This is a genomic window from Klebsiella sp. 10-1 (assembly GCF_009758445.1).
Taxonomy (GTDB): domain Bacteria; phylum Pseudomonadota; class Gammaproteobacteria; order Enterobacterales; family Enterobacteriaceae; genus Klebsiella; species Klebsiella scottii.
This window is the reverse complement of sequence record NZ_WQRE01000003.1, coordinates 591316-613743: the sequence shown is the minus strand read 5'-3', so window position 1 is coordinate 613743 and position 22428 is coordinate 591316. Positions and strand designations below refer to the sequence as shown.

At 51.0% G+C, this 22428-nt stretch carries 20 protein-coding genes and 5 pseudogenes; 22 read left to right on the top strand and 3 right to left on the bottom strand.

The genetic code is table 11. From position 1 onward, the window contains the following. Positions 1-110 precede the first annotated feature (110 nt). The 20 genes and pseudogenes from ompL (at position 111) to mobC (ending at position 17375) form a co-directional block, all read left to right on the top strand. Positions 111-793, top strand: a pseudogene (gene ompL / locus GO007_RS14720) (porin OmpL). A 220-nt stretch (positions 794-1013) separates the two neighbouring features. Beyond that, a complete protein-coding gene (locus GO007_RS14715) occupies positions 1014-1940 on the top strand; it encodes a hypothetical protein (RefSeq protein ID WP_095101074.1) in 927 nt (308 codons plus the stop codon). A gap of 144 nt (positions 1941-2084) precedes the next feature. Continuing rightward, complete coding sequence (locus GO007_RS14710; RefSeq protein ID WP_095101072.1) at positions 2085-2270, top strand: AlpA family transcriptional regulator; 186 nt, start codon at positions 2085-2087, stop codon at positions 2268-2270. A 25-nt stretch (positions 2271-2295) separates the two neighbouring features. Further along, positions 2296-2883: a DUF2857 domain-containing protein gene (locus GO007_RS14705; protein ID WP_157349205.1), complete on the top strand. Its 588-nt coding sequence runs from the start codon at positions 2296-2298 to the stop codon at positions 2881-2883. After that, positions 2873-3082, top strand: coding sequence for a TraR/DksA family transcriptional regulator (locus GO007_RS14700; RefSeq protein ID WP_095101068.1), 210 nt, complete (start codon positions 2873-2875; stop codon positions 3080-3082). Before GO007_RS14705 ends, GO007_RS14700 begins: the two co-directional genes overlap by 11 nt. 395 nt (positions 3083-3477) lie before the next feature. After that, the gene (locus tag GO007_RS14695; protein WP_095101054.1) at positions 3478-3699 is read left to right on the top strand and encodes a hypothetical protein; all 222 of its coding nucleotides are present in this window, start codon (positions 3478-3480) and stop codon (positions 3697-3699) included. A gap of 72 nt (positions 3700-3771) precedes the next feature. Continuing rightward, complete coding sequence (locus GO007_RS14690; protein WP_095101052.1) at positions 3772-4416, top strand: lytic transglycosylase domain-containing protein; 645 nt, start codon at positions 3772-3774, stop codon at positions 4414-4416. Then, positions 4413-4691: a TrbC/VirB2 family protein gene (locus GO007_RS14685; RefSeq protein WP_095101050.1), complete on the top strand. Its 279-nt coding sequence runs from the start codon at positions 4413-4415 to the stop codon at positions 4689-4691. The genes GO007_RS14690 and GO007_RS14685 overlap by 4 nt, the downstream gene beginning before the upstream one ends. Positions 4692-4702: 11 nt before the next feature. Continuing rightward, a complete protein-coding gene (locus tag GO007_RS14680; RefSeq protein ID WP_095101048.1) occupies positions 4703-7450 on the top strand; it encodes a VirB4 family type IV secretion/conjugal transfer ATPase in 2748 nt (915 codons plus the stop codon). 22 nt (positions 7451-7472) lie between these two features. Then, positions 7473-8201: a TrbJ/VirB5 family protein gene (locus GO007_RS14675; protein WP_095101373.1), complete on the top strand. Its 729-nt coding sequence runs from the start codon at positions 7473-7475 to the stop codon at positions 8199-8201. A gap of 11 nt (positions 8202-8212) precedes the next feature. After that, positions 8213-8488: an EexN family lipoprotein gene (locus GO007_RS14670; protein WP_095101046.1), complete on the top strand. Its 276-nt coding sequence runs from the start codon at positions 8213-8215 to the stop codon at positions 8486-8488. 71 nt (positions 8489-8559) lie between these two features. Next, positions 8560-9591, top strand: a complete 1032-nt coding sequence (locus GO007_RS14665; protein WP_095101044.1) for a TrbL/VirB6 family protein — start codon at positions 8560-8562, stop codon at positions 9589-9591. 89 nt (positions 9592-9680) lie between these two features. Further along, positions 9681-9821 (top strand): hypothetical protein, encoded by a 141-nt coding sequence (locus GO007_RS28950; protein ID WP_189339870.1) that lies wholly within the window; start codon positions 9681-9683, stop codon positions 9819-9821. Further along, positions 9814-10497 (top strand): VirB8 family type IV secretion system protein, encoded by a 684-nt coding sequence (locus tag GO007_RS14660; protein WP_095101042.1) that lies wholly within the window; start codon positions 9814-9816, stop codon positions 10495-10497. Before GO007_RS28950 ends, GO007_RS14660 begins: the two co-directional genes overlap by 8 nt. Then, positions 10494-11384 (top strand): P-type conjugative transfer protein VirB9, encoded by an 891-nt coding sequence (virB9, locus tag GO007_RS14655; protein ID WP_189339869.1) that lies wholly within the window; start codon positions 10494-10496, stop codon positions 11382-11384. The genes GO007_RS14660 and virB9 overlap by 4 nt, the downstream gene beginning before the upstream one ends. Beyond that, entirely contained in the window at positions 11381-12688 is a 1308-nt protein-coding gene (gene virB10, locus GO007_RS14650; protein ID WP_095101038.1) for a VirB10/TraB/TrbI family type IV secretion system protein, read from the top strand. The genes virB9 and virB10 overlap by 4 nt, the downstream gene beginning before the upstream one ends. Beyond that, entirely contained in the window at positions 12678-13697 is a 1020-nt protein-coding gene (gene virB11 / locus GO007_RS14645) for a P-type DNA transfer ATPase VirB11 (protein WP_095101035.1), read from the top strand. Before virB10 ends, virB11 begins: the two co-directional genes overlap by 11 nt. A gap of 60 nt (positions 13698-13757) precedes the next feature. Then, a complete protein-coding gene (locus GO007_RS14640; protein WP_095101033.1) occupies positions 13758-14060 on the top strand; it encodes a TrbM/KikA/MpfK family conjugal transfer protein in 303 nt (100 codons plus the stop codon). Between the two features lie 699 nt (positions 14061-14759). Next, positions 14760-16619, top strand: coding sequence for a type IV secretory system conjugative DNA transfer family protein (locus tag GO007_RS14635; protein ID WP_095101029.1), 1860 nt, complete (start codon positions 14760-14762; stop codon positions 16617-16619). Positions 16620-16628: 9 nt separating this feature from the next. Beyond that, positions 16629-17375, top strand: a complete 747-nt coding sequence (gene mobC, locus GO007_RS14630; protein ID WP_095101027.1) for a MobC family replication-relaxation protein — start codon at positions 16629-16631, stop codon at positions 17373-17375. Between the two features lie 193 nt (positions 17376-17568). Here mobC and GO007_RS14625 read toward each other — a convergent pair whose 3' ends face one another. Next, positions 17569-18513, bottom strand: a complete 945-nt coding sequence (locus GO007_RS14625) for an ArdC family protein (RefSeq protein ID WP_143350175.1) — start codon at positions 18511-18513, stop codon at positions 17569-17571. 472 nt (positions 18514-18985) lie between these two features. Then, positions 18986-19128: pseudogene (locus tag GO007_RS14620) on the bottom strand (IS1 family transposase); the annotation flags it as partial. A gap of 377 nt (positions 19129-19505) precedes the next feature. Between GO007_RS14620 and GO007_RS14615 the strand changes: the two are divergent. Beyond that, a pseudogene (locus GO007_RS14615) lies at positions 19506-20536 on the top strand (IS630 family transposase). A gap of 31 nt (positions 20537-20567) precedes the next feature. On the opposite strand, the pseudogene GO007_RS14610 reads toward GO007_RS14615, so the two are convergent. Next, positions 20568-21340, bottom strand: a pseudogene (locus tag GO007_RS14610) (carbohydrate porin); the annotation flags it as partial. 79 nt (positions 21341-21419) lie between these two features. Here GO007_RS14610 and GO007_RS14605 point away from each other — a divergent pair. After that, a pseudogene (locus GO007_RS14605) lies at positions 21420-22342 on the top strand (IS5 family transposase). Positions 22343-22428: the final 86 nt, after the last annotated feature.

Genomic DNA, 22428 nt, shown 5'->3' with positions numbered 1-22428 from the left:
ACAACACAACATTGTAAATAACTAAAAGACTTTTTTAATTATTATCGCCATGTCCATTCTTATGGATAGCGACTCCCCTACGTTAAAAAATGGATTTATCATGAAAAAAAATAAACGCGATACTTCTGTTATCCTCTGTAATCTCTACCTCTGTTTTTGCCGGTGCCTATGTGGAAAACCGCGAGGCATACAATCTGGCATCCGATCAACAAGAAATCATGCTACGCGTTGGCTATAACTTTAATACAGGCGCGGGTCTTATGCTCACTAATACCTATACTCTTCAACGTAAGGATGAGTTAAAGCATGGCTATAACGAAATCGAGGGTTGGTATCCGTTATTCAAGCCGACGGATAAATTAACGATTCAGCCAGGAGGGTTAATTACCGATAAAAGCGTCGGTTCCAGTGGTGCGATTTATCTCGACGTCAATTATAAGTTTACGCCCTGGTTTAATCTTACCGTACGTAACCGATATAACCATAACAACTACAGCTCAACCGATTTAAATGGCGCGCAGGATAATAATGATACTTATGAAATCGGGAACTACTGGAATTTCATTATTACAGATAAATTTTCTTATACCTTCGAACCTCATTACTTTATGCGGACAAATGACTTCACAGTAATAATGGCAAAGACTATCACTGGGAAATCACCAACACCTTTAAATATCGGGTTAACCAAAACTGGCTACCCTACTTTGAGTTACGTTGGCTAGATCGCAATGTCGAACCCTACCATCGGGAACAAAATCAGATTCGTATAGGGGTAAAATATTTCTTTTAGCGATAAATAATATAAAGAAAGTCGCTGAATTTAAGCGACTTTCAACTAAAAAAATTGCCTAGCAGCATTAACAAAGTTTTTAATGCTATCTTTTATCAAAAATCATGACATATCGATTCTCAACACCACACATAAAATTAATTTACAGCAATTCAGTTAAACAAACAATCCCGGGGGGATGAGAGACACAGAAAATTTCGTAACAAAAAAGAGGCCAACTATGACAGCCAATATTCTCCTCCTGAATAATGAAAATAACATGCCTGACTGGCTCACTATAAAAGAAGCCGTCAGAATAGTAAACAAAACGGAAGGTATAAAGATAACCAAAAGTGACATTTATCGCAATGCACTCTGTGGGAAAATTAACCTATCCATCTATTTTCAGTCTTCAGTTTTGTTAGGTAAAGTAAGAGTCTCTGGACATAAACCTAAACTACACCTAGTTTCCGATACACCATTTCGACGATTCTGCCTGCTAGAAAAAAACTGCTTTTTAAACGATCGAAATCTAATTATAAGTACAGAGAGGAAATATTTTAACCCGAGACAAAGGATTATAGACACAACACTACTTGGTTATGAATACGTGCTGATTCAGCGCTTACTTGCTAACACGTTGAATCTCCCATTACCGGTTGCGGACACAGAAACCATTAATTATGGACTTACAGTCACTATATCAGAAGGGGTGTTTCAGTTATTTGAGAAAACCACATGGCAGGACAGGATGAAAAAACAGATGGCGAAACTTCCGGAAAGTCGTGTTCTCGACGTTGCTTCAGAATTATCAACCAGTAAAATACATCCGTTGTGCCGGAACGATTACTTCCCTCTTCATGAATTACCAGCAGATGCCTGCTTCGTTATCCGACATTCTGAACTCGAAAGACTTATCAACTCATATACAAAAAATATGGCGATAACATCTCCCTCAACACGTATCTCCACGCCTTTATCACGCATGTTATGGCTGGCTTGCAAGCATAATGGAACCATCAGTCCTTTAATCCGACAACCCTATAAACTCCTGTCCATTTTTGAGCAGTGGGCGTCTGATGACGGCATTACTGACCATTTGAGTGGTGACACGCTGAAAAATGCACTGAAGCGGGGTTCTCCTTCCTCAACATCCTTACACGATTAATAACATCCTTATTCATCTCAATAAATAACCCGTATTAAGAGTCTACCCACCCTTAATACGGGCCTATCAGCTTTCCTTGTGTTTGTCGCTGTGCTTTTTTGTCATCTATGGGCATACCGGGTTATTTCACCACAGGAGAAAATGATGACATCTCATCAGTTATTACGTCTGAAAAAGGTCGAAGAAAAAACCGGCCTGAAACGTTCTCAGATTTACCTGTATATGAAAAATGGCGATTTTCCTCGCTCCATTAAAATTGGCCCTGCCAGTGTAGCGTGGCTGGAGTCTGAAATTGATGACTGGATCACCATTAAATTAACCAACCGCTGAAAATTTTTAATGGAGGTAAAGAATTATGGTCCCATCATTAAATTATGACGTATTAACCGACGTCCTTCATGCTTTGAAAGAAGGCAATATTCGTTACTGCGAGTCCCTCGGATTCACTTTCGACGAAATAAATGCTCTCGATCAGTTATCCCTTGATGAACTGTTTATTGTCAGCCGGGCGTCGGCACCCTTTTTTTCGATCACTGTCCGCCATGATGTGCTGCATCATTTACTGGCGCAGGCCCGCCAGGAATACCGGCATCAACAGGAGATTAACCGGGCTATCCGCCTGGGTGGCTCTATCGCGTTGCTCAACCACTATTTTGGCCTGACATCAAATGAAGTCTGCCTTCGCCGTAGGTTGCTGGGTGTCAGCGTGCCGTATGGCCGGACACCTGAACCGGATGAAAAGACGGATGCGGCTATCTGGCTGCAATGGCAACAATGCCGGGTGGAAAACCTTGAATCGCCCGCCGCACTGATCGCAATGATGCAGGTGACGGAATCCCTGATGCCAAAGCCCGAAGGACTATCACTCACCACGGTCTGGAAGCGTATCGCGCTGTGCGAAAAGGACGTCATCGCCAACAGGAGGACGCCATATGCCGGATGAGATCGACCGCGATCAGGAATTTAATGAGCAGCGACTGGAAGAAATGATTGAGCAGAATCGCTTTAAACCAGGGCCAGCGCCATCATTATTTCACTGTCGTGTATGCGGCAACCCCATTCCTGAAAAACGACGGCAGACACTGCCGGGTATATCAACCTGTACCGAATGTCAGGAAAAACTTGAACGTTGCGGACGCTGATAATAGTGATAAAGACGTGCAGGGATATTATTCCCCTGCACGTCTTTCTGTTTCCATGAAAATATAAACACTTCTTTATTACTTGCTCCGTATACTTCGCCCTCTTTCCGCATCTGATAATCCTCATCAGGATATCTCTCTTATTTTTATTTTGATTTTATCATTTATATCCCTGTCGAAATATCTGAATCTGAAAACGACGTTACAGCATAGTTGCCCAGATGGACATTAATTCGTCCGGGCCGGGCATTGCTCTTTAACAAAATGGATCGGGCTGTCACATAACCACAATTCAGGGTGCCGCTGAATGTTCTCGCTGGCCCGTTAAAACCGGAATGCAGAACCGGGATGTGATTCGTTTATTTTATTTACTGTTTTTGATTAGAGGAAATTACATGAGGAAACCCGTTTATCACGTCTTTGTTACCCAGGAAAGTCAGCCCGATTCTCAGGGCGAAAAAAACACGTACTGGACAAAAGTTGGTGTAGCCTTCGCGCATAACGGCAAGCCCGGCCTGAATATCGTTTTGATACCCGGTATTGCCGTCTCCGGCAGGCTGGTGCTACTTGAACCGAGAGAAGAAAGTGACATGTCACAGGATGCCGCTGCCGCTTAATCCATTTTCTCTTCCTCTCCTCCGGCGGCGTATTTTTCTATAAGCCGCCGGTCTCTCTGTTACGAGGCCAGCATGCTTTCCACCACTGCCTTTCTGGCACTGGCGGTGCAGTGCGCCGCCAGTATTCACCCGTCCACGTCGCTTGATGTCGCACGGGTCGAATCCGGTTTCCACCCTTACGCCATTGCTGAAATTCTGCCAGACAGCCGGGGCGTGATTTCACATTTCCCCACGAGCCTGCCGAAGGCGATCCGCCTCACCGGACGGCTGGCAGCACGGGGCCGACGCTATTCGGTCGGCCTGATGCAAATCACCAGCACCAATTTCCGCCATTACGACGTCACGGCCAGCGACCTGCTTAACCCTTGCATCAATCTGTCGGTATTTGAGCGCATTCTCGCCGACTGTTACCGACGCGGCGGCACCCTGAAACGAGCGCTCAGTTGTTACTACTCAGGCAATTTTGAAACCGGTCAGCGACCGGAATCCGCCTTTAACCAGACCAGCTACGTGCAGCGCATTGGCTATGTCGTCCCGTCCACGCGGGAAGACCGACAGCGTGACCCTGACCGGAACGCACAGCCGTCTGTCCGTTATCCCGCCGTTGTGCTGCGTGGCGAGCCTGCCGGTACCACTGCGCCGGTCCTGGCTTATCTGCATTATCCCGATGCCGTCATTCGCGGCGCTATCCCTGTTATCCCTGATGAGGAGAAATGATCATGCGTAAACGCCGTTACGCCATTGTTGCTTCCGTGCTGCTGTCTACCCCGGTGCTGGGGGCGGACAGTGGATTTAACAAGGCCAGTGAAACACTGAGCAATACCTCAGCTGGTCTGCTGGGACTGGCCGCCATCACCATCACGCTGGCGACCATGTGGGTGGGCTACAAGGTGCTGTTCGATGGCAAGAGCCTGCACGACATGCGCAACGTCATCATCGGCGCTATCCTGATTGTCGGTGCATCCGGCTTCGGTGCCTACTGGGCGTCATAAGGGAGGCAACGATGGCTACGCTGAATAAAGCACTTACGCGGCCTGCCGCCATTATGGGTATTCCTCTGGTGCCGTTCGTTCTTGTCAGCGGGGCCATCGTCCTGCTGGCAGTCTATGTCAGCTATTACCTGGCGGTTCTGCTCATTCCTGCCTGGGCGGAAATGAAAAATAAAACCCGAAAGGACATTCATTATTTCAGTCTGCTCTGGCTGGCGTTTAAAACCCGTGGACGACTTTTCACCAATACCCATTTTGGCGCGAATGCCCTTCTGGCAAACCAGTACGATAACGTTGATGTCTCGGAGTTTATTCAGAAAATGAAATTAAACGAGCGTATTACGCTGGATAAATATATTCCGTATTCCTCCCATATTCACCCTCACATCATCAGAAACCGTCACCGTGATTTTGTTGCCACCTGGGAGCTGGGCGGCACAGTCTTTGAATGTGAAGACGAACATCACCTGACCCTGATGGCTACGCACCTGAATAACGTTATTCGTTCGTATGAGGGTCTGCCGATAACATTCTATATTCACCGGCTTCGTGAAAAATACCATGATGCTTTTGAAGCCTGTTCGGGTATTCCCTTTTCCGATGACGTGACCCGGCGGTATTACCAACCGGTAAAAGAAAAACCGTTCTGGCGGCACCGGCTGTTTTTTACCGTCTGCTACGCGCCGTTCTCTCAGATTGAGAAGAAAACCATGAAAGCGCAACCGCCCGGTAAACGCCAGGCAGCTCTGGATGACGCGCTCAAAATCATGCTGGAATACCGCGAATCTCTGGAATCTTCATTATCCCGCTATATGGCAACGCCGCTGGGGGTATATGAAGAAAACGGGCGGGTGTATTCCTCGCAACTGGCGTTCTTCCACCGCCTGATCACCGGACAGTGGCAGAAAGTGGCCGTAACGCGCTCGCCGTTTTATGAAACATTAAGCACGCCGGACGTCTTTTTCACCACCGACACCGGTGAATGCCAGACGGTCAGCGGTTCCCGCTCCTTCCGCAGCCTGGAGATTAAGGATTATTCCCCGGAAACCCATACCGGTATGCTGGATGCGCTGCTGTACGCCGAAAGCGAGTATGTTCTGACGCAGTCATTTACCTGCATGGCACGGGATGAGGCGCAGGATCATATCCGGCTGGCGGAAAAACGGCTTAACTCCACGGACGACGACGCGATTTCCCAGCGCGAAGAGCTGATTGTCCTGCGCGACCTGCTCCAGTCCGGACATGTGTCGTGCGGTAAATTCCACTTTTCCCTGCTGATCTCCTCAGACAGTGCCGGACAGGTGGTGAAGGACACTAACGTTCTGGCCCAGCCCTTCGCAGATCTTGGTATTATGACGACGCTCTCCACCCTGTCACTGCCCGCTGCGTATCTGGCGCAACTGCCGGGCGTCTATACGCTGCGTCCCCGACTGGTGGCCGTCAGCAGCCAGAATTTTGCCGATATGGCCTGCCTGCATAACTTCCATCCCCACAAACGCAGCGGTAATCCGTGGGGGGAAGCCATCGCCATTCTCACATCTCCCGGCGGTGGCGGGTATTACCTGAACCTGCACGACAGCCAGGCCGGGCGGGATGACACTGGTGAGAAAACGCCGGGGAATACGGCGATTATCGGGAAAACCGGCTCCGGTAAAACCCTGCTGATGACCATCATGCAACAACTGATGCAGAAGTACCGTAACCCGGCGTCGTTTGCGCCTTCTGCCACCATCAAACGGCTGACCACGGTGTATTTCGATAAGGATCGGGCGGCGGAGATGGCGATCCGCCAGGCGGGCGGGCGTTATTTCCGCATCCGTACCGGCGAGCCCACCGGCTTCAACCCGTTTGCGCTGGAGCCAACCCGCCGGAACATCAGTTTCATCAAACGGCTGGTGCGCATGCTGTGCCGCCGCAACGGTAAGCCGCTCGATCCGCGCGATGAGGAGCGGATCAGTGCCGCCGTGGACACCATCATGCTGGACTATCCGCCGGAGTACCGCCGGTTCGGGATCACCCGGCTGCTGGAAGTGCTGCCAGAGCCGCCGACCACAGATGCCCGCACCAACGGGCTGCGTATTCGCCTGAAACAGTGGGCGCAGGGGGGCGAGTTCGGCTGGGTGTTTGATAACGAGGCCGATACTTTCACCATCAGCGATGTCGATAACTTTGGTATCGACGGCACCGAGTTTCTGGATGATGACGATATTCGCGGTCCCGTGACCTTTTACCTGCTGTACCGTGTGATCAGTCTTCTGGACGGTCGCCGCCTGGTGATGTTTATGGATGAGTTCTGGCGCTGGCTGGCCGATGTCGAATTTTCCCGCTTCTCGCTCAATATGCTGAAAGTCATCCGCAAGCTGAACGGTATCTTCGTTCCGGCAACACAGTCACCGGATGAAATCGTCAGACACCCCATCGCCCCGGCGATTATTGAGCAGTGCGGTACCCAGATTTTCCTCGCCAATCCGAAAGCCAGTCATGCGGATTACGTGGAAAAAATGAAAGTGCCGGAAAGTGTTTACGAGACGGTCAGAAACCTGGATCCGGGCGAGCATTATATGGTCATCCTGAAAACACCGTTGCAGGCCGGAGAAACCCGCCCGTTTGTGGCAATGGCGAAAATGGATCTGTCCGGACTGGGTAAACTCACCCGGCTTCTCAGCGGCAGTGAGGACAACCTGAAAATATTCGATGCCATTTATCAGGACGGTATGCGACCTGATGAATGGAAAGAAACCTTCCTTGAGCGGGCAATCTGATATTCATACGGAGGTCATTGATATGCGTACCAGATATACCTTTCTGGCATTATCGTTATTTTTCCCGACGCAGGCGTTCAGCGCCGGAATACCGGTTTTCGATGCCGTGCAGAATACCGAATCCATTAACCAGTGGATGCAGAAACTACAGCAATGGGAGGATACGGCTACCCATTATAAAAGTGAACTTGATGCGTATAAAAAACAGTTAGCCACTGCAACCGGCGTGCGGGATATTCAGGGTTTTCTCAGTGATGCCCGAAGTCTGAAAACCGATATTGATAATCTCCGTAAGAGCGGTATTTCACTGGATGATCTGCTGACCACGCAGAACAGTTCATATTCTTCTGAACTGCAAAACCTTTACAATAAATACAAATCATTCAGCGTATGCAGCGAGGAACAGGAAGGAATAAAATCTCAGGCCCTGGCCGACAGTTGTAAACAGATGATCCTCAATCAGGCAATGGCGATTGAGAATACCACTGAGGTTGAAAACAGGATCAACAGCACACTCAGCGACATATCAGACTTATCTGACCGTATATCGAATGCGCAGGACTCGAAAGAGTCTCAGGATCTGGCTAACGCCATCGCGGCGAAAAGCGTACAGTTAAATGCGCTGACGAATCAGTGGGAGATGTCTGTCAGACAGGCTGAACAGCGAACGACATTGCTGGAGCAGCAAAGACAGAAAGCCTTTGAACAGCAGCAGTTAACGGCACCTGTTGCCGACCTTAATAATTTATAAGGAGGTTATCCGTGCTCAGATCCTTATTCACCTTATGCACACTCTCAGGCGTGATATTACTGTCCGGCTGCAAGGAAACCAAATCCGAAGCCTGGTATAAGCAGCATCCTGACGAAACTTATGCGGTTTATACACAATGCCTGAAGGATGGCGAGGCAAGCGATAACTGTGAATTTGCTCAACGGGCTGCCATTATGTTTGCTCAAATTGGCAAGGCCGGAATAAAAGAAAAATTTGAGACACTCTTTCAGCAGGAAGCCGAAAAGAGAAAATCCGTCACCCGGTAATATCTCCTTCAGCAAAACAGGGAATTCTCCCTGTTTTTTATTTCCTTTCTTTATATATCAGGTGAGGCACCATGTCCGGTGGTATTTTTGTGGGTATGGACAAAAACATCATGGATGGACTTAATACCGTACTGGAAGGTCAGTCTTCCACTTACGGCACGATGATCAGCGTCATCATCACCAGCTCTTTTACCCTGTTTATACTGTTTCGCGGTTACCAGACGCTGGCTGGCAAACTTCGGACCCCGGTTGAAGATGTCGTCTGGGATGTGGGGCGAATGTTGCTGATCACCACCTTTGCGTTAAACCGGGATGGCTGGCTGGATATGGCGGTAGCGGCTGTCCAGGGATTCAAAGACGGTGTCAGCGGCGATGATAACGTCTGGGCGCTGCTTGATACCGTCTGGGAAAAGGCGCAGACACTGGGGCAGACGCTGTTCAGTATGGACACCTCGACTTACGTCAAACTGAATGGTGGCTTTGCCGAAGTGCTGGTATGGGGCGGCGCGATCGTTCTGTTACTGGCTGCCACCTTTGTCAACCTGCTCGCCGAAATCACCCTCCTGTTAATGACGACCACCGCGCCGCTCTTTATTTTCTGCCTGCTGTACGGTTTTCTTAAGCCGATGTTTGATAACTGGCTGAAAACGATTTTCGCGGCAATATTAACGATCATGTTTTCCGCCTTATCAATCCGTATCGCCATCAATTACCTGAATAAAATCCTTGATGCAGCGACCCGGACATCCAATGTCAGCAACATGGTGACGCTGGCAGCACAGTGCCTGCTGGCCGGGATAGCGGCGGGTGTGGTGGTCTGGTTCTCCGCGAAGCTCGCCAGCGCACTCAGCGGGGCCGCCGTACAGGCGGTGCTGCAGGGTGCAGCCATGAGTGGTCTGAGCGGACTGGCGAACAAATCCGCCGACCTTGCCGGGCCGGGGATAAAGGGTGGTGCCCGCCTGGCTGCGAAAGGCGGCATGGCCGTCGCAGCGGCGACCGGCAGACTCACTGGCGCAGGCGCGGGTAAAACCGTGAGCGCCTGGCAAAAACGCGCCGCCGCCATCGAAAGTATGAAACGCCTGAACCGGCAGCGTCACCGTTAATCCTCCCGTCTCTTGATTTCCTTTCCCCGTCACGCCGTGGCCTGCGCCACCGGTGCGGCATTCCTGCATCCATACGATAAGGGGCTTCCATGAAATTCAGCATCTTCCTTCTGATGCTGTGCGCGCTCACGGGCTGCGCACGGCATCAGGGCAACCTTCCGCCGGTATCCGGCGAACCCGAGCCTGTAAATTCCCCCGCCATCATTCAGGAGCTGACTCACCATGTCTGATATTCAGAACATTGTTAATGTTTCCCGTTCTTTTGAATCCATCCTGCTGGAAAAGGAAGAGCGTTCCCGAAAAACCGCCTGGCGGGTGGCCGCTGCCGGACTGATTCTGGCCGCAATGGCGATTGCGGCCATTATTATTCTGTTGCCGCTGAAAACCACCGACACTGAATTATGGTCAGTGGATAAACAGACCGGGCGCTATGAATATATGACCCGCGTGAAGGAGCGGGATATTTCTTCTGAAAAGGCGCTGGCGCATTCACTGGCAGCACACTATGTCAGACTCCGCGAGGGATATAATTATTTCTCCCTTCAGCATGATTATGACGACGTGCAGTTATTTAACAGCGACAGCGTGAACCGGGACTATCTGGACGGGTTTAACGGCGACCAGGCCCCGGACGTGATTTTTAACAAGGCGGAAAATGTTGTTGATATCGCCATTATTTCCAATGTGCATGCGCCTGCCACCGGGCCGGATAATCTGGCAACACTGCGTATTAAGCGCACAATTCGTCGTATTGCTGATAATTCCGTGAAAACGGATGTCTGGAATATCCGCCTCACATACCGCTACCTCCCGCACCGGCAACTGACCGACAGCCAGCGCGAAGTGAACCCGCTGGGCTTTATCGTCACCAGCTACCAGCGCGACAAAGAGCTGAGGGGGGAATGATGCTGAAACACATTCTGCTCCTCACGGGTTTACTGGTGTCATGCGTGGCATGGAGCGCGGCGACACCGCGCGGCAGCGCGTATGACCGCCGGATGCAGAACGTCACGTACAACAACCAGAACGCCACGGTCGTCAGTACCCGCCCCGGCTACGTCACCATGCTGGTGTTTAACGATGATGAAACCGTTATCGATGCGCAGGCGGGTTTTCCCAGAGGCTGGACCGTGACGAAAAGCGATAACCGGGTAGGCGTCAGCCCGAACCCGATTACCCAGCCGGTCACGGATGCCAGCGGCAACAACGTCAGCCAGGTGTTTCTGCCGACAGAAAAAGACTGGAAAACTAATCTGTTCGTGGTGACATCAAAGCGCGATTACAGCCTGGAGCTGAACGTGCTGGATAAAGACTCGCCCGCCCAGGCCTTTGTTATCCGCTACCGCTATCCCGACGAACTGCGAAAAAAGTCTGCCGCCGCCAGCGCCGCCCGTCAGCAACATCAGCAGGAAGCACTGGACCGGCAGCGGATTGCGGCGGCATTCGGGCAGGCCACCACGCCGCGCAACTGGCGCTATACAAAACGGGCGGCAGCCGGTTCCGCCGCCATCGCCCCCGACTTTACCTGGGATGACGGTCGTTTTGCTTATATCGGCTTTTCTCCCTCGAAAACCCTGCCTTCCGTTTTCAGGGTGGTTAATGGTCAGGAGCAGGCGGTCACGCCCCGGACGGGTAAACAGGGCAACTACACCGTGATGGTGGTTCCGGCATCGCCGCAGCTGGTACTGCGCTACGGTACCTCGGTGGTGGGGATCGAAAACGACGGATTCGGGCGCATCCCGCTGACCAACAGTGACACTGTTTCACCCTCCGTTATGCTGGAGGCAAAATGACCGACAAATCTTTCCCGGACGAACCGGAAAAAACCACCGCAGAACGGGAAGCGGAAGCCCGTGAACGCGCCCGCGCGGCAATGGCATATCAGGAGCCGGAGCAGAAAACATCGCCTGGTCAGCCGGAAGTGACCCGTTTCCGTAAGGCTTCCGGTCGCCGCACGCTGATCGTCAGCCTGCTGAGTCTGGTCCTGGTCATCGCGCTGGCATCCGGTGGCGATCGTCTTCTCAGCGCCCTGAAAAGGGGTGATGAGAAAGAATCCGACACCGCGCCGCCGCCCTCCTCCGGTGCGGTGCAGCATGAGCGTAAGAATCTAGGTCTGGACAGTAACCCGTTTGGCCTGTTCGGGCCCGGGAGGAAGGAAAGAGCAGACCCCGCCAGTCAGAGCGCCCCGGGCACTCCAGCTCTGCCGCCCGGGCCGCCCGCCCTGAACAAGGCGGCAGCACTGGCAGACGGGCTGAACAGCGGCAGCACAGGGTCAGGCGACAATACACGCGCGTCCCGAAGCGGATTGCGCAGCAACGCGGAAACGTCGGGTAGCCCGTCAGCCTCCACGGTGTACACATCCTGTCAGTCTGCACTGGTCAGTGGCGAAGATGGACGCCTGCGCTGCCCGGATACGACAACACCGGCAGGCAGCAATAACAACGACAATCCGGGCGTAGCCCGTGTCACCGGTGTCAGGCGGCTGGGCCTAGATCCCGATCTCTATATTCCGGTAGACCGCTATATTCCGTGTTCGATGATGCGGCGCTTCGTATCCGATGTTGGCGGTCATATCTCCTGCCTGATCGGTGAGAATGTCTGGAGCGCCAGTAACCATGTGAAGCTGATCCCGGCAGGAACGGTCGCCCGTGGCGTCTACCGCACCGGGGCACTGCAACACGGGCGCAGCCGGATGTTTGTGCTGTGGACGGAGCTGCGCACGCCGGAGCCCGGCAGCCTGCAAATCCCGCTCACCGATACGCAGGCCACCGGCCCGCTCGGCGAGGTAGGGATCGCGGGCTGGATCGACAGCCATTTCTGGGAGCGTTTCGGCAACGCCCTGATGCTGAGTACCGTGCAGGACGTGGCGGCAGCGGCATCGGATGCCGCGCCGGGGAAAGACCGTAATACCGATTATACCGAAAACACCCGCGCCGCCACGGCGGAAATGGCGAAAACGACGCTGGAAAACAGCATCAGTATCCCGCCCACGATGTATCTGAACCAGGGCGACGTGATCGGCATCATGACCGGTACGGATATTGATTTTTCCTCTGTTTATCAACTGCGACTGAAAAAGAAATGGTATGAGCACTGAAAACCTGTCACTGGATTTTATGAAAAATCAGCTGTTCGGTGATTATCTGCCAGTCGAAGGGCTGACCGAAATCGTGATTAACCGTCCAGGGGAACTGCATACAAAAATAAAGGGGGCATGGCAGCGGCGTGAATCCCCGGTCACGCTGCGTCAGTGTTACGCCTTTGCCAGAGCACTGGCGTCCTGGCAGGACGATAATATTGACGATACGTCACCGATACTGTCGGCCACGCTCGAATCCGGCGAGCGTATTCAGACGATTATTCCTCCGGCCTGTGAACGTAATACGGTGTCCATTACGCTGCGCAAACCCTCGTTTGAGCAGAAAACACATCAGTCATGGATTGATGCGGGATTTTATCAGCGCGTGACCGGTCAGGAAAAAACGGGAAGTCAGGATAATGCACTGACCCGGTTATATCATAGTGGGGATATTCCCCGCTTTATGGAAAAGGCGGTGGAATACGGCAAAACGATTTTTATTGTGGGTGAAACCGGCTCCGGCAAAACCACCTATATGAAAACGTTGCTGCATTATATTCCGCTGCATCTCCGGTTGATAACGATTGAGGATAATCCCGAAATCCGTTTTTATCACCACGCCAATTATGTGCATCTTTTTTACCCGGCGGATGCCGGGGATAACGCTATTGTCACGCCTGGCAGGCTGATCCGTGCTAATTATCGTATGAACCCTGACCGGATATTGCTGGCGGAAATTCGCGGGCGGGAGGCATGGGACGCTCTGAAAATTGTCGACTCCGGGCATGAGGGATTAATCACCTCCCTGCACGCGGGCAGCCCGGAAGACTGTATTGAAGGGGTTATTGATCGCTGCTATGAAAATCCCGACTGCCGGAATATTCCTTTTGATGTTTTATTACGAAAAGTACTTAAAAGCATCGATGTCATCGTCAGCATTGATATACACGGCGATGTGCGCCGGATGAGTGATATTTACTTTAAGCCAGTTCATTTAAATGGCATGAAAGAGGCATTCAGAAAATAACTCCGGTAAATAACATTACCCAAGATACGTAACCTTTCATTAATCATAATGGTAACTGAAATGAAGAAAACAATATCCTCCGTATTATTGTTCTGCGTTATTGCGTCATGTTCAACAACTGTACTGGCTGCTGATGCCTGCGAAGTGGTGTTATGCATGTACGGTAAAGCAACCGGAAATGGCGGCGGCAGTGAATGTCATTCCGCTGAACGGGCATTCTTTAATATCGTAAAAAAGAACAGGCATGGTTTTCTGCCTGACCATACGGCCGATGCCAGAAAATCATTTTTAAGAGAATGTGATTCAGCAGACCCGGCGGCTATCGGTCAGATCATCAGTAAATATGGCCGCGTTCGTGGTTAATACTGGCGAGACCGGCACAGAGCGTGACGGTTTTCAGGTTTTTACGGCTTCTGTTTTTCGCGGATTAAGGAGCGAAGAAACTGGGGGCCGCAAAAATGAGGCAGCGGACAGAAATATTTTCGCGGGTTAAGGAGCGAAAATAATTCAGGCACCGCGCCTCACCTGCAAACAGCCGCGCCCACGCGGATTTTGCAGGCCGGGGGGAGCCGGATAAATTTCGCCGCCCCGGCGAGCGAAAAGCTGTCGCCCACGACAGCGGTTTACCGGGGGGCACAGCCCCGCACACCGTCGCAGCTAAGTCTCCGGCCAAAAGCCGGTAGCGTGGCGCGACCACCCTCTTTAAAGGTCAGCTTCCCTTTTATTCCCGCTGCGAGGAACGAGCAAAGGGAAGAAAAAGGCGAAAGCGACCGTCTTAAAGGGGGTGGTCGCGCGTAGCGGGCGACGGTGTGCCGCCTTTGACTCTGGGGGTTTTGGTGCGGCGTACAGCCACGACATTACCCCCATGCGGCAGGCAATAAGGGCGTCCAGCCCGCATGTACTGGCGCACGCCGTTTCGTGCAGGGAAGCATGCTTTCCGGCACATGGCCGCACAGCGGTCACCTTCTTCGTCCCTTACGTTCGCCCCGTCTTTTCGCCCGACACCGTGGGGCGAATTGATGGGGCGATGTCATGGGGCGAATAGCTGACGAAGGAGGCATCATGATTTTAAATAAGCTTGCCGCTTCACTGTCACCGATAGTAAACGGGATGCTGGCGCTGCTCGCTTTTGTGCAACAGCAGCAACTGATACTGGCGCTGTTAGCGGGGCTGACGATGCCGTTTTTTGCATCAATGAAAAGCGATGAACGGCAGAAAGCTCCGCTCTGGAAAAAGCTGATTATGGCTTTTTCCATGGTGTGTTTCCTCTCTGGCACACTGGCCCCGGTCTTTATCGGCTTTTTTCAATGGCTGTATAAGACCAGACTCACCAGTGATAATTCAGCACTGGCGTGGTCAGTACGGATTGCTTTCACTGTAACCGGGATTATTTTTCATATTATGCTTCGCCGGCTATTCACGCCGGAACTGGACAAAATAAAGAAACGCCTTGTTAAAAAAACCACCCTTGAACGGGAATTGCGCACCGATGTCCGCACCGTAAAGTCCCTGCTGCCCGAAACACTGCATTATAATCCGCTGGATTATATCGATCTGAATAAAGGCATTTTTACTGGCATGGACAGGGAGAACGAACCAATGTATCTCCCGTTAAAAGACTGGCAGAAACAGCACGCGGATATTATTGGCACCACCGGAGCCGGTAAAGGGGTAGCTGCCGGGATATTGCTATATCAAAGTATTATTGCCGGTGAAGGCGTTTTTGTTATGGACCCCAAAGACGATGAATGGGCACCACACCTATACCGGAAAGCCTGCGAAGATGCAGGAAAACCCTTTGCCTTAATTGACCTACGAAAACAGCAATACCAGCTAAACCTGATTGAAGATATTACGCCAGATGAACTGGAAGAATTGTTCGTTGCCGGTTTCAGCCTGGCAGAAAAAGGGCAGGAATCGGACTTCTATCGTATTGATGACCGAAAAGCCGCCCGTATGGCCGCGCAATTTGTCAGTGATAACCCATCGGCAACTCTCCGTGATATTTATAACGGTGATTACGTTCAGGGTATTGCCGAAAAAATCAAAGCGTTCTTTGGGAAGATTGAGGAACTGGCATTACTCAATGCCATTAACTCACCAGAAGGCTTTTCGCTTAAACACATATTTGATGAGGGCGGCTGCTGTTATGTAGTCGGCTCCATGCGAAACAGCAAAATTATTACCGCCCAGCGCATGCTGCTGGTTCGCCTTTACCAGCTGGCAGAAAGACGCGATCGAGTAACAGACGTACCCCGCCCCATTGCTGTTTATCTTTCCGAACTGAAATACCATTTATCCAGGCCAGCGCTGGAAGGTCTAGGCGCGGCGCGGGATAAAGGCATACACATTATTATGGACCACCAGTCCATCGCCGATTTAAAAGACTGCCCGGCAGATTTGAAAGGTGACGCCGTTGTCGGTGCGGTCGTTGAAAATGCCAAATTCAAACTGGTTTACCGGGTTATGGATCCGGATACGGCGGAATGGGTGGCAAGAATGTCAGGTACGATTCTGGTGGATGACGAACTCCGCAAGGCTAAGACGGATAATATGCTGACAGAAACCATCGACAGTGAGCGCACAATCCGCCAGGCCGAACGTTTCTTTATTGACAGCAATATGATCCTGAACCTGCCCGATTTTGTCAGCTTTATCTTTACGACAAAAACGCTACCTTCTGCCTCACTGATTTCGCCGATAAAGGTCAGAAAGCGTCAGCTAAAAAGCTTTTCGGTTTCCCCTGATATTGCCGCAACGGCAGTCCCGGTGAAGATCATGCTTGATTTTAGCGACGATGATAAACCTTCCGCACCGGAGGTGACGACATCGCACCCGGATCTTTTCTTCGGTGAAAGCGAAGTAAAACCAGTAAAGCCGAAACATGATGATGAAGAACACCTGTCCCCGCTGGATTTTTAAGGAGCGGTTATGCTGATTTCGTCATATCACGAGCGCCAGACGCGTAACAACGAAAAAATAAAACAACTGCTGAACTTCCTGAAAGAAGAAACCTACAGCGATTTTAAAACGCTGATGCAGTTATTTAGTTTCCGGGATCATAAGTCGCTTTATTCGCTGCTGGCAAAAACAGAGCGAATGGGGTTAATACAGAAGCATGTGCTTGAATCACGGACACTGAAGATTTCATTATGGGGGATCACCAGCGACGGGCTGGCGGTGGTGTTGACCCCGAATGATAGAATCTTTCCTGCGCGGTTTGAACCATCAAAAATCACCGGCTGGACGCTGGAGCACCATCTTGATAATCAGGCCGCCAGGCTTATTCTGGAGAAGAAAGGCGCATCGGGATGGATTAACGGCGACCGTGCCAGCTTTCTCAGCCAGTATCAGGTAAAACATCGCCCGGACGGGTTACTGACTCTGCCTGACGGTAACGTTATTGCCATTGAAACCGAGCGCCGCCTGAAAACCCGGGCCCGTTATCAGTCGATCATGGCAAGCCACCTACTGGCCCGTACCCGCAAGCAGTGGATTTACGTATTTTATGTTGTGCCCGATCTACAGAAGAAGCGTGCGCTTGAACTACTGTTTGACAGCATCAGGCATGTCATCATTAACCATCAGCACGTCCCGCTGGAAGAACGCCACCGTCGGGTGTTTCGCATTTATACCGTTGATGAACTGAAACAACTGTCATTAGGTAGCTATACGTAAGCTTTTACTCAGGCCATCGTGATGGCCTCACCGGCCTGGCGGCGATACTGCCAGGCCGGAAATTTTTTATTCCACTGCAAGGCGCAGACTGTTCGGTAGTCGCTGTGCTGCGTTCCGCCTCAGTCTGCGCCTTGCTGCGTTACTGGTTAAAAACCATGTAACCGCATTCCCTTGCGGTTGTCTGATTCCGGTCTCAGAGTTTATCCATCAGGTAACGATGTGCTTTAGAGGCTGCGCTGGTCGCTTTGAAAATATAACGCTTGTCGTTTTTCAGCGCTTTCAGCCAGGAAGCAATATAGCTTTCATGTTGTACCTCTCCCTCAATCCCCAGCTCCGCCATCAGAAAGGCACTTCCCAGCTCCGCCACCAGTTCTTCTTCTGCATAATCAGCACTGCCAAACTTCCCTTTCATTTCACGGTCCAGGCGTTTTTTGCCACCAGTCCAGTGAACCAGCTCATGCAGGCCGGTAGCGTAGAAATTCGCCGCATCAGAAAACAGATGGCGCTCCGGTAGCCAGACTTGATCTGTTGATGGGCTGAAAAAAGCATTTTGTCCTTTCTCGATGATGTTTGCGCCACTCTTCCGCAACAGGTTCTCAGCCTGCGGCACCGGGTCAAAGGTTGCTTCCGGGCTGACAGTTTCTGTGGTCAGACTTAAGCCGTCGATTTGCTGGACGTTAAACACGGTGAAAGTTTTCAGCATAGGGATTTGTTCAACTTCTCCGGCGTCGTTTTCCTTCTCCAGCGTGGTGTAGAAAATAGCTGTTGTGCCATGCTCACCCTTGCTAACCTGTCCACCTGCTGCCTGTGCCTGTTTGTAGGTCATCCAGCGTGAATCGCTGAACCCCTGTTTTGATGCGCTGCACCACAACAGCAAGATATTAATGCCGCTGTAAGCCGTGCCAGTGGCGTAATTAGATGGCAGTCCAGACATGCCGGAAACACGCTTCCACGGGCAGGACCACGGTTTTACACCTGCCTCCAGTGCTGCAATGATGTTGTCGGTAACGGTCTGATAAATGTCCGTTCTGGTTTTAGAAAATTTCGTTTTTGAGGAGCCTGACGGGTCCAGCGGGGATACGCTGGTCGCCGCTGCGGTGTTAGGGGCGCTAGTCTTGGTATGCAGGGAAATCGTCATGGTTTTTTCTCCGTCAGTGTGTGATTTTCGTCTTCGTATCGCCTGACGGTTCGCTTTCCCGGCGTCGTTCTGTCCTGCAAGGGTGCAGCATGCGTGCCATTTACCCTTGCGGGATGGGTTGTGTCGGGAAACGATTAGCCGGAAGCCGATATGGAGAACGGAAAGCGCACAGGAGAAAAAACTTGCCCCTGCACAACCGGACTTAGCGCCCCTTGCTCCGCAGAGGTGAAATGGTTTTATTTTCTTGGGGGGTTAAAGCGGTTTATTGAATTTAGGCATAAGGTGATTTTGTCGGAGCCCACTAAAACTGTTCTTAGCTTCAAGATTTTCCAGAAATTTTTTTTATTGCATCCGGTATGATTACAATCGCTGGAATCGCCTATGAGTGTACGGCAGCCTAAATTCCGGTTATGACTCCAATTTATTGATAATGATTTATCGTCAGATAATGTCCAATGGCTTTGTCATGCAGTTACACCGATCTTGAGAACGACAACGACTTCCTGCCCAGTCTTGCCGATGCTGCCTCAGATTCAGGTTATGCCGCTCAATTCACTGCGTATACCGCTTGCTGATAACCTGCAGCTTTCCTTTCAGGTGTGATTCATACAGCGGCTAACCCCGAATCCATGGAAAAGGCTTGCTACAGAATAATGCATTCTGGGATTATCGAAAAAAGAGAATTACTCATGTAGCCTGATATTAAAATGATTTTGGTGATAAGTTTTCCCTGCCAACATTAAACCGGCCATCATACTGCTTGTGTAAAAAACAGGCATCTCAATATCTGATCGAAATGAATATACTGATCAGAATAAGAATTGCCGGCAATGCCATTTTTTACTTTTAACATATGAGAGATATCGATTAAAATCGACATCCCTCAACACTAAATAGCTGCGCGTAATAGTAGATCACTTTAAGGGAACTCAGCCCGGATTGTGCGATCTGATCAATCGCCAAATATCCCAAACCACCAACCGGACTGAGCGATGCCGATCATAGCACCAATACCCCTTACCGAACGACGCCTGATGCAGAAAGCTATTCATAAAACGCGCGATAAAAATCATGCCCGCAGGCTCACCGCGATGCTGATGCTTCATCGGGGCGAGCGGGTCAGCGATGTTGCCAGAACGCTCTGCTGCGCCCGTTCATCCGTCGGGCGATGGGTTAACTGGTTTACGTTATCGGGTGCTGATGGCCTGAAATCTTTACCCGCAGGGCGTTCCCGGCGCTGGCCGTTTGAGCATATCTGCACATTGTTACGTGAGCTGATAAAACACTCTCCCGGCGATTTTGGCTACCAGCGTTCACGCTGGAGTACAGAGTTACTGGCAATAAAAATCAACGAGATAACCGGATGTCAGTTGCATGCCGGAACCGTTCGTCGCTGGCTACCGTTAGCCGGAGTAGTCTGGCGCAGGGCCGCACCAACGTTGTGTATCCGCGATCCCCATAAGGATGAAAAGATGGCTGCAATCCAAAAAGCACTCGACGAATGCAGCGCAGAACACCCGGTCTTTTATGAGGATGAAGTGGATATCCATCTCAACCCAAAAATCGGCGCAGACTGGCAACTTCGTGGACAGCAAAAGCGAGTGTTCACGCCGGGCCAGAATGAAAAATACTATCTTGCCGGGGCCTTACACAGCGGCACGGGAAAGGTCAGCTATGTTGGCGGTAACAGCAAAAGTTCGGTACTGTTCATCACCCTGCTGAAACACCTGAAAGCCACGTACCGGCGGTCAAAAACCATCACGCTCATCGTGGACAACTACATTATCCACAAAAGCCGGGAGACACAGCGCTGGCTGGAAGCGAACCCAAAGTTAGGGTGATTTATCAGCCGGTTTACTCGCCGTGGGTGAATCGCGTTGAGCGTTTATGGCAGGCGCTGCACGACACGATAACACGCAATCATCAGTGCCGTTCAATGTGGCAGTTGCTGAGAAAGGTTCATCACTTTATGGAAACGGCCAGCCCGTTCCCCGGAGGTAAACATGGGCAGGCAAAAGTGTAGCGGTATTCCGCGCAGCTATTTAGATGATAATTTACCACCAAACTTCTGTCTGAACACCGACAGTAAACTGATTTTTCTTGCTGTCCGGGAAAGCAAACTGATCCAATTCATTTTCAAGCACCCGCAACCAGGTGCCGTAAAGGCGAATTTCAGGACGGGATGTGAGCATGCTGGAATCAACTTTCAGGGTATGGAACAAGGTCGTCTTCACACCAGACTCTTTATAAGCCGTGCCGCCGCTATCTTTATTACGTTGTGTAAAATAGCCAAGTTCAACGCCCGTTTGATTGAACTTATCCCAGATATAGGCGGGACGGACAACGGTCCTGATGCTTTCGAAATCCGTATGAGCCCCGGTATCATAGCTGTACGCATCGTTACCATTTGAGTAAACAATAGCATTTGCCATTATCACATCATCGGCCAGATACATTTCACCCTGAGATATTAACCGGAATGCCGTCCCGTTTGTATGGTCACCATAATAATAGTCATTATATCCGGCGAATGGATTAGAACCGGTATAGCAGGCAAATCCGCTAGCAATAGAATTATTGGCTACCTGACAGTGAATTCATTAAACCCGCCAGGTTTCAGTTTCTGATTCAGGATTGCGCTAGCCATCCATGCATCTTTAAGCTCAAAATAAGTACCGCTGTTTTCGCCCGCCTTCTGGGAGTTACTCTTATTCCCTGCCATGTATTTGCCGGTAAAGGCGAGGTCGGCGCCTTCCCATACCGGGATTTTATTGTAACGCAGTTCCAACTGATTGGTATTTACCTGCTGAGATGCCGAGAAGTCCTTTTTGGCTTTGTTGAATAAATCGAACTTTTGCTCAATCGCAGGCTCTGATCACGTATCATCCTGACAACACGGTAATCCCGTGGCAAAGCAGAAGTTCAGAATTACCAACTTGCGCTCTTACAACAAGGCCCTTATCAACCGTGGCTCCCTCACCTTCTGGCTGGACGATCAAGCGATTCAGGCATGGTATGAGTCTGCAACGCCTTCACCCGGGGAAGGCCTCAGCGCTATTCTGACCCCGCCATCACGACTGTCCTGGTGATTAAGCGCGTATTCCGGCTGACCCTGCGAGCTGCTCAGGGCTTCATTGATTCTATTTTTTCACTGATGTATGTCCCACTGCGGAGCCCGGATTACAGCAGTGTCAGTAAGCGGGCAAAGTCAGTTAACATCAGTTTTAAAACGCCCACCCGGGGTGAAATCGCCCATCTGGTGATTGATTCCACCGGACTCAAAGTCTTCGGTGATGGTGAGTGGAAAATCAAAAAACATGGCAAGGAGCGCCGTCGCATCTGGCGAAAACTGCACCTTACTATGGATGCAAAAACGCACGAAATCATCTGTGCTGACCTGTCGCTGAGCAATGTGACGGACGCTGAAGCCTTCCCGGAACTCATCCGGCAGACCCACCGCAAAATCAGGTCAGCCGCAGCGGATGGCGCTTACGATACGCAGTTATGTCACGATGAACTGCAGCGCAAGAACATCAGGGCGCTGATACCGCCCCGCAAAGGGGCGGGTTACTGGCCTGAAGAGTATGCAGACTGCAACCGTGCCGTTGCGAATCAGCGTCTGAGCGGGAGCAATGCCCGGTGGAAATGTACAACCGATTACAACCGTCGTTCGATAGCCGAAACGGCGATGTACAGGGTAAAACAGTTGTTCGGAAGTTCACTGACACTGCATGACTGGGATGGTCAGGTTGCAGAGGCTCTGGCCATGGTCCGTGCGTTGAATAAAATGACGAAGGCAGGTATGCCAGAAAGCGTGCGTATTGACTGACAGCAACAACCCGTTACGGGGAGGCTTATCCAGAATCTGATTTATTCAACAAAGCCGCGAAGAACCGCAAAATGTTTCTGTTCCGC

What these genes read in the sequence shown, in the direction of transcription:
- GO007_RS14715 (WP_095101074.1), top strand. Translation starts at nt 1,014, where the DNA reads ATGACAGCCAATATTCTCCTCCTGAATAATGAAAATAACATGCCTGAC.
- GO007_RS14710 (WP_095101072.1), top strand. Translation starts at nt 2,085, where the DNA reads ATGACATCTCATCAGTTATTACGTCTGAAAAAGGTCGAAGAAAAAACC.
- GO007_RS14705 (WP_157349205.1), top strand. Translation starts at nt 2,296, where the DNA reads ATGGTCCCATCATTAAATTATGACGTATTAACCGACGTCCTTCATGCT.
- GO007_RS14700 (WP_095101068.1), top strand. Translation starts at nt 2,873, where the DNA reads ATGCCGGATGAGATCGACCGCGATCAGGAATTTAATGAGCAGCGACTG.
- GO007_RS14695 (WP_095101054.1), top strand. Translation starts at nt 3,478, where the DNA reads ATGAGGAAACCCGTTTATCACGTCTTTGTTACCCAGGAAAGTCAGCCC.
- GO007_RS14690 (WP_095101052.1), top strand. Translation starts at nt 3,772, where the DNA reads ATGCTTTCCACCACTGCCTTTCTGGCACTGGCGGTGCAGTGCGCCGCC.
- GO007_RS14685 (WP_095101050.1), top strand. Translation starts at nt 4,413, where the DNA reads ATGATCATGCGTAAACGCCGTTACGCCATTGTTGCTTCCGTGCTGCTG.
- GO007_RS14680 (WP_095101048.1), top strand. Translation starts at nt 4,703, where the DNA reads ATGGCTACGCTGAATAAAGCACTTACGCGGCCTGCCGCCATTATGGGT.
- GO007_RS14675 (WP_095101373.1), top strand. Translation starts at nt 7,473, where the DNA reads ATGCGTACCAGATATACCTTTCTGGCATTATCGTTATTTTTCCCGACG.
- GO007_RS14665 (WP_095101044.1), top strand. Translation starts at nt 8,560, where the DNA reads ATGTCCGGTGGTATTTTTGTGGGTATGGACAAAAACATCATGGATGGA.
- GO007_RS28950 (WP_189339870.1), top strand. Translation starts at nt 9,681, where the DNA reads ATGAAATTCAGCATCTTCCTTCTGATGCTGTGCGCGCTCACGGGCTGC.
- GO007_RS14660 (WP_095101042.1), top strand. Translation starts at nt 9,814, where the DNA reads ATGTCTGATATTCAGAACATTGTTAATGTTTCCCGTTCTTTTGAATCC.
- virB9 (WP_189339869.1), top strand. Translation starts at nt 10,494, where the DNA reads ATGATGCTGAAACACATTCTGCTCCTCACGGGTTTACTGGTGTCATGC.
- virB10 (WP_095101038.1), top strand. Translation starts at nt 11,381, where the DNA reads ATGACCGACAAATCTTTCCCGGACGAACCGGAAAAAACCACCGCAGAA.
- virB11 (WP_095101035.1), top strand. Translation starts at nt 12,678, where the DNA reads ATGAGCACTGAAAACCTGTCACTGGATTTTATGAAAAATCAGCTGTTC.
- GO007_RS14640 (WP_095101033.1), top strand. Translation starts at nt 13,758, where the DNA reads ATGAAGAAAACAATATCCTCCGTATTATTGTTCTGCGTTATTGCGTCA.
- GO007_RS14635 (WP_095101029.1), top strand. Translation starts at nt 14,760, where the DNA reads ATGATTTTAAATAAGCTTGCCGCTTCACTGTCACCGATAGTAAACGGG.
- mobC (WP_095101027.1), top strand. Translation starts at nt 16,629, where the DNA reads ATGCTGATTTCGTCATATCACGAGCGCCAGACGCGTAACAACGAAAAA.
- GO007_RS14625 (WP_143350175.1), bottom strand. Translation starts at nt 18,513, where the DNA reads ATGACGATTTCCCTGCATACCAAGACTAGCGCCCCTAACACCGCAGCG.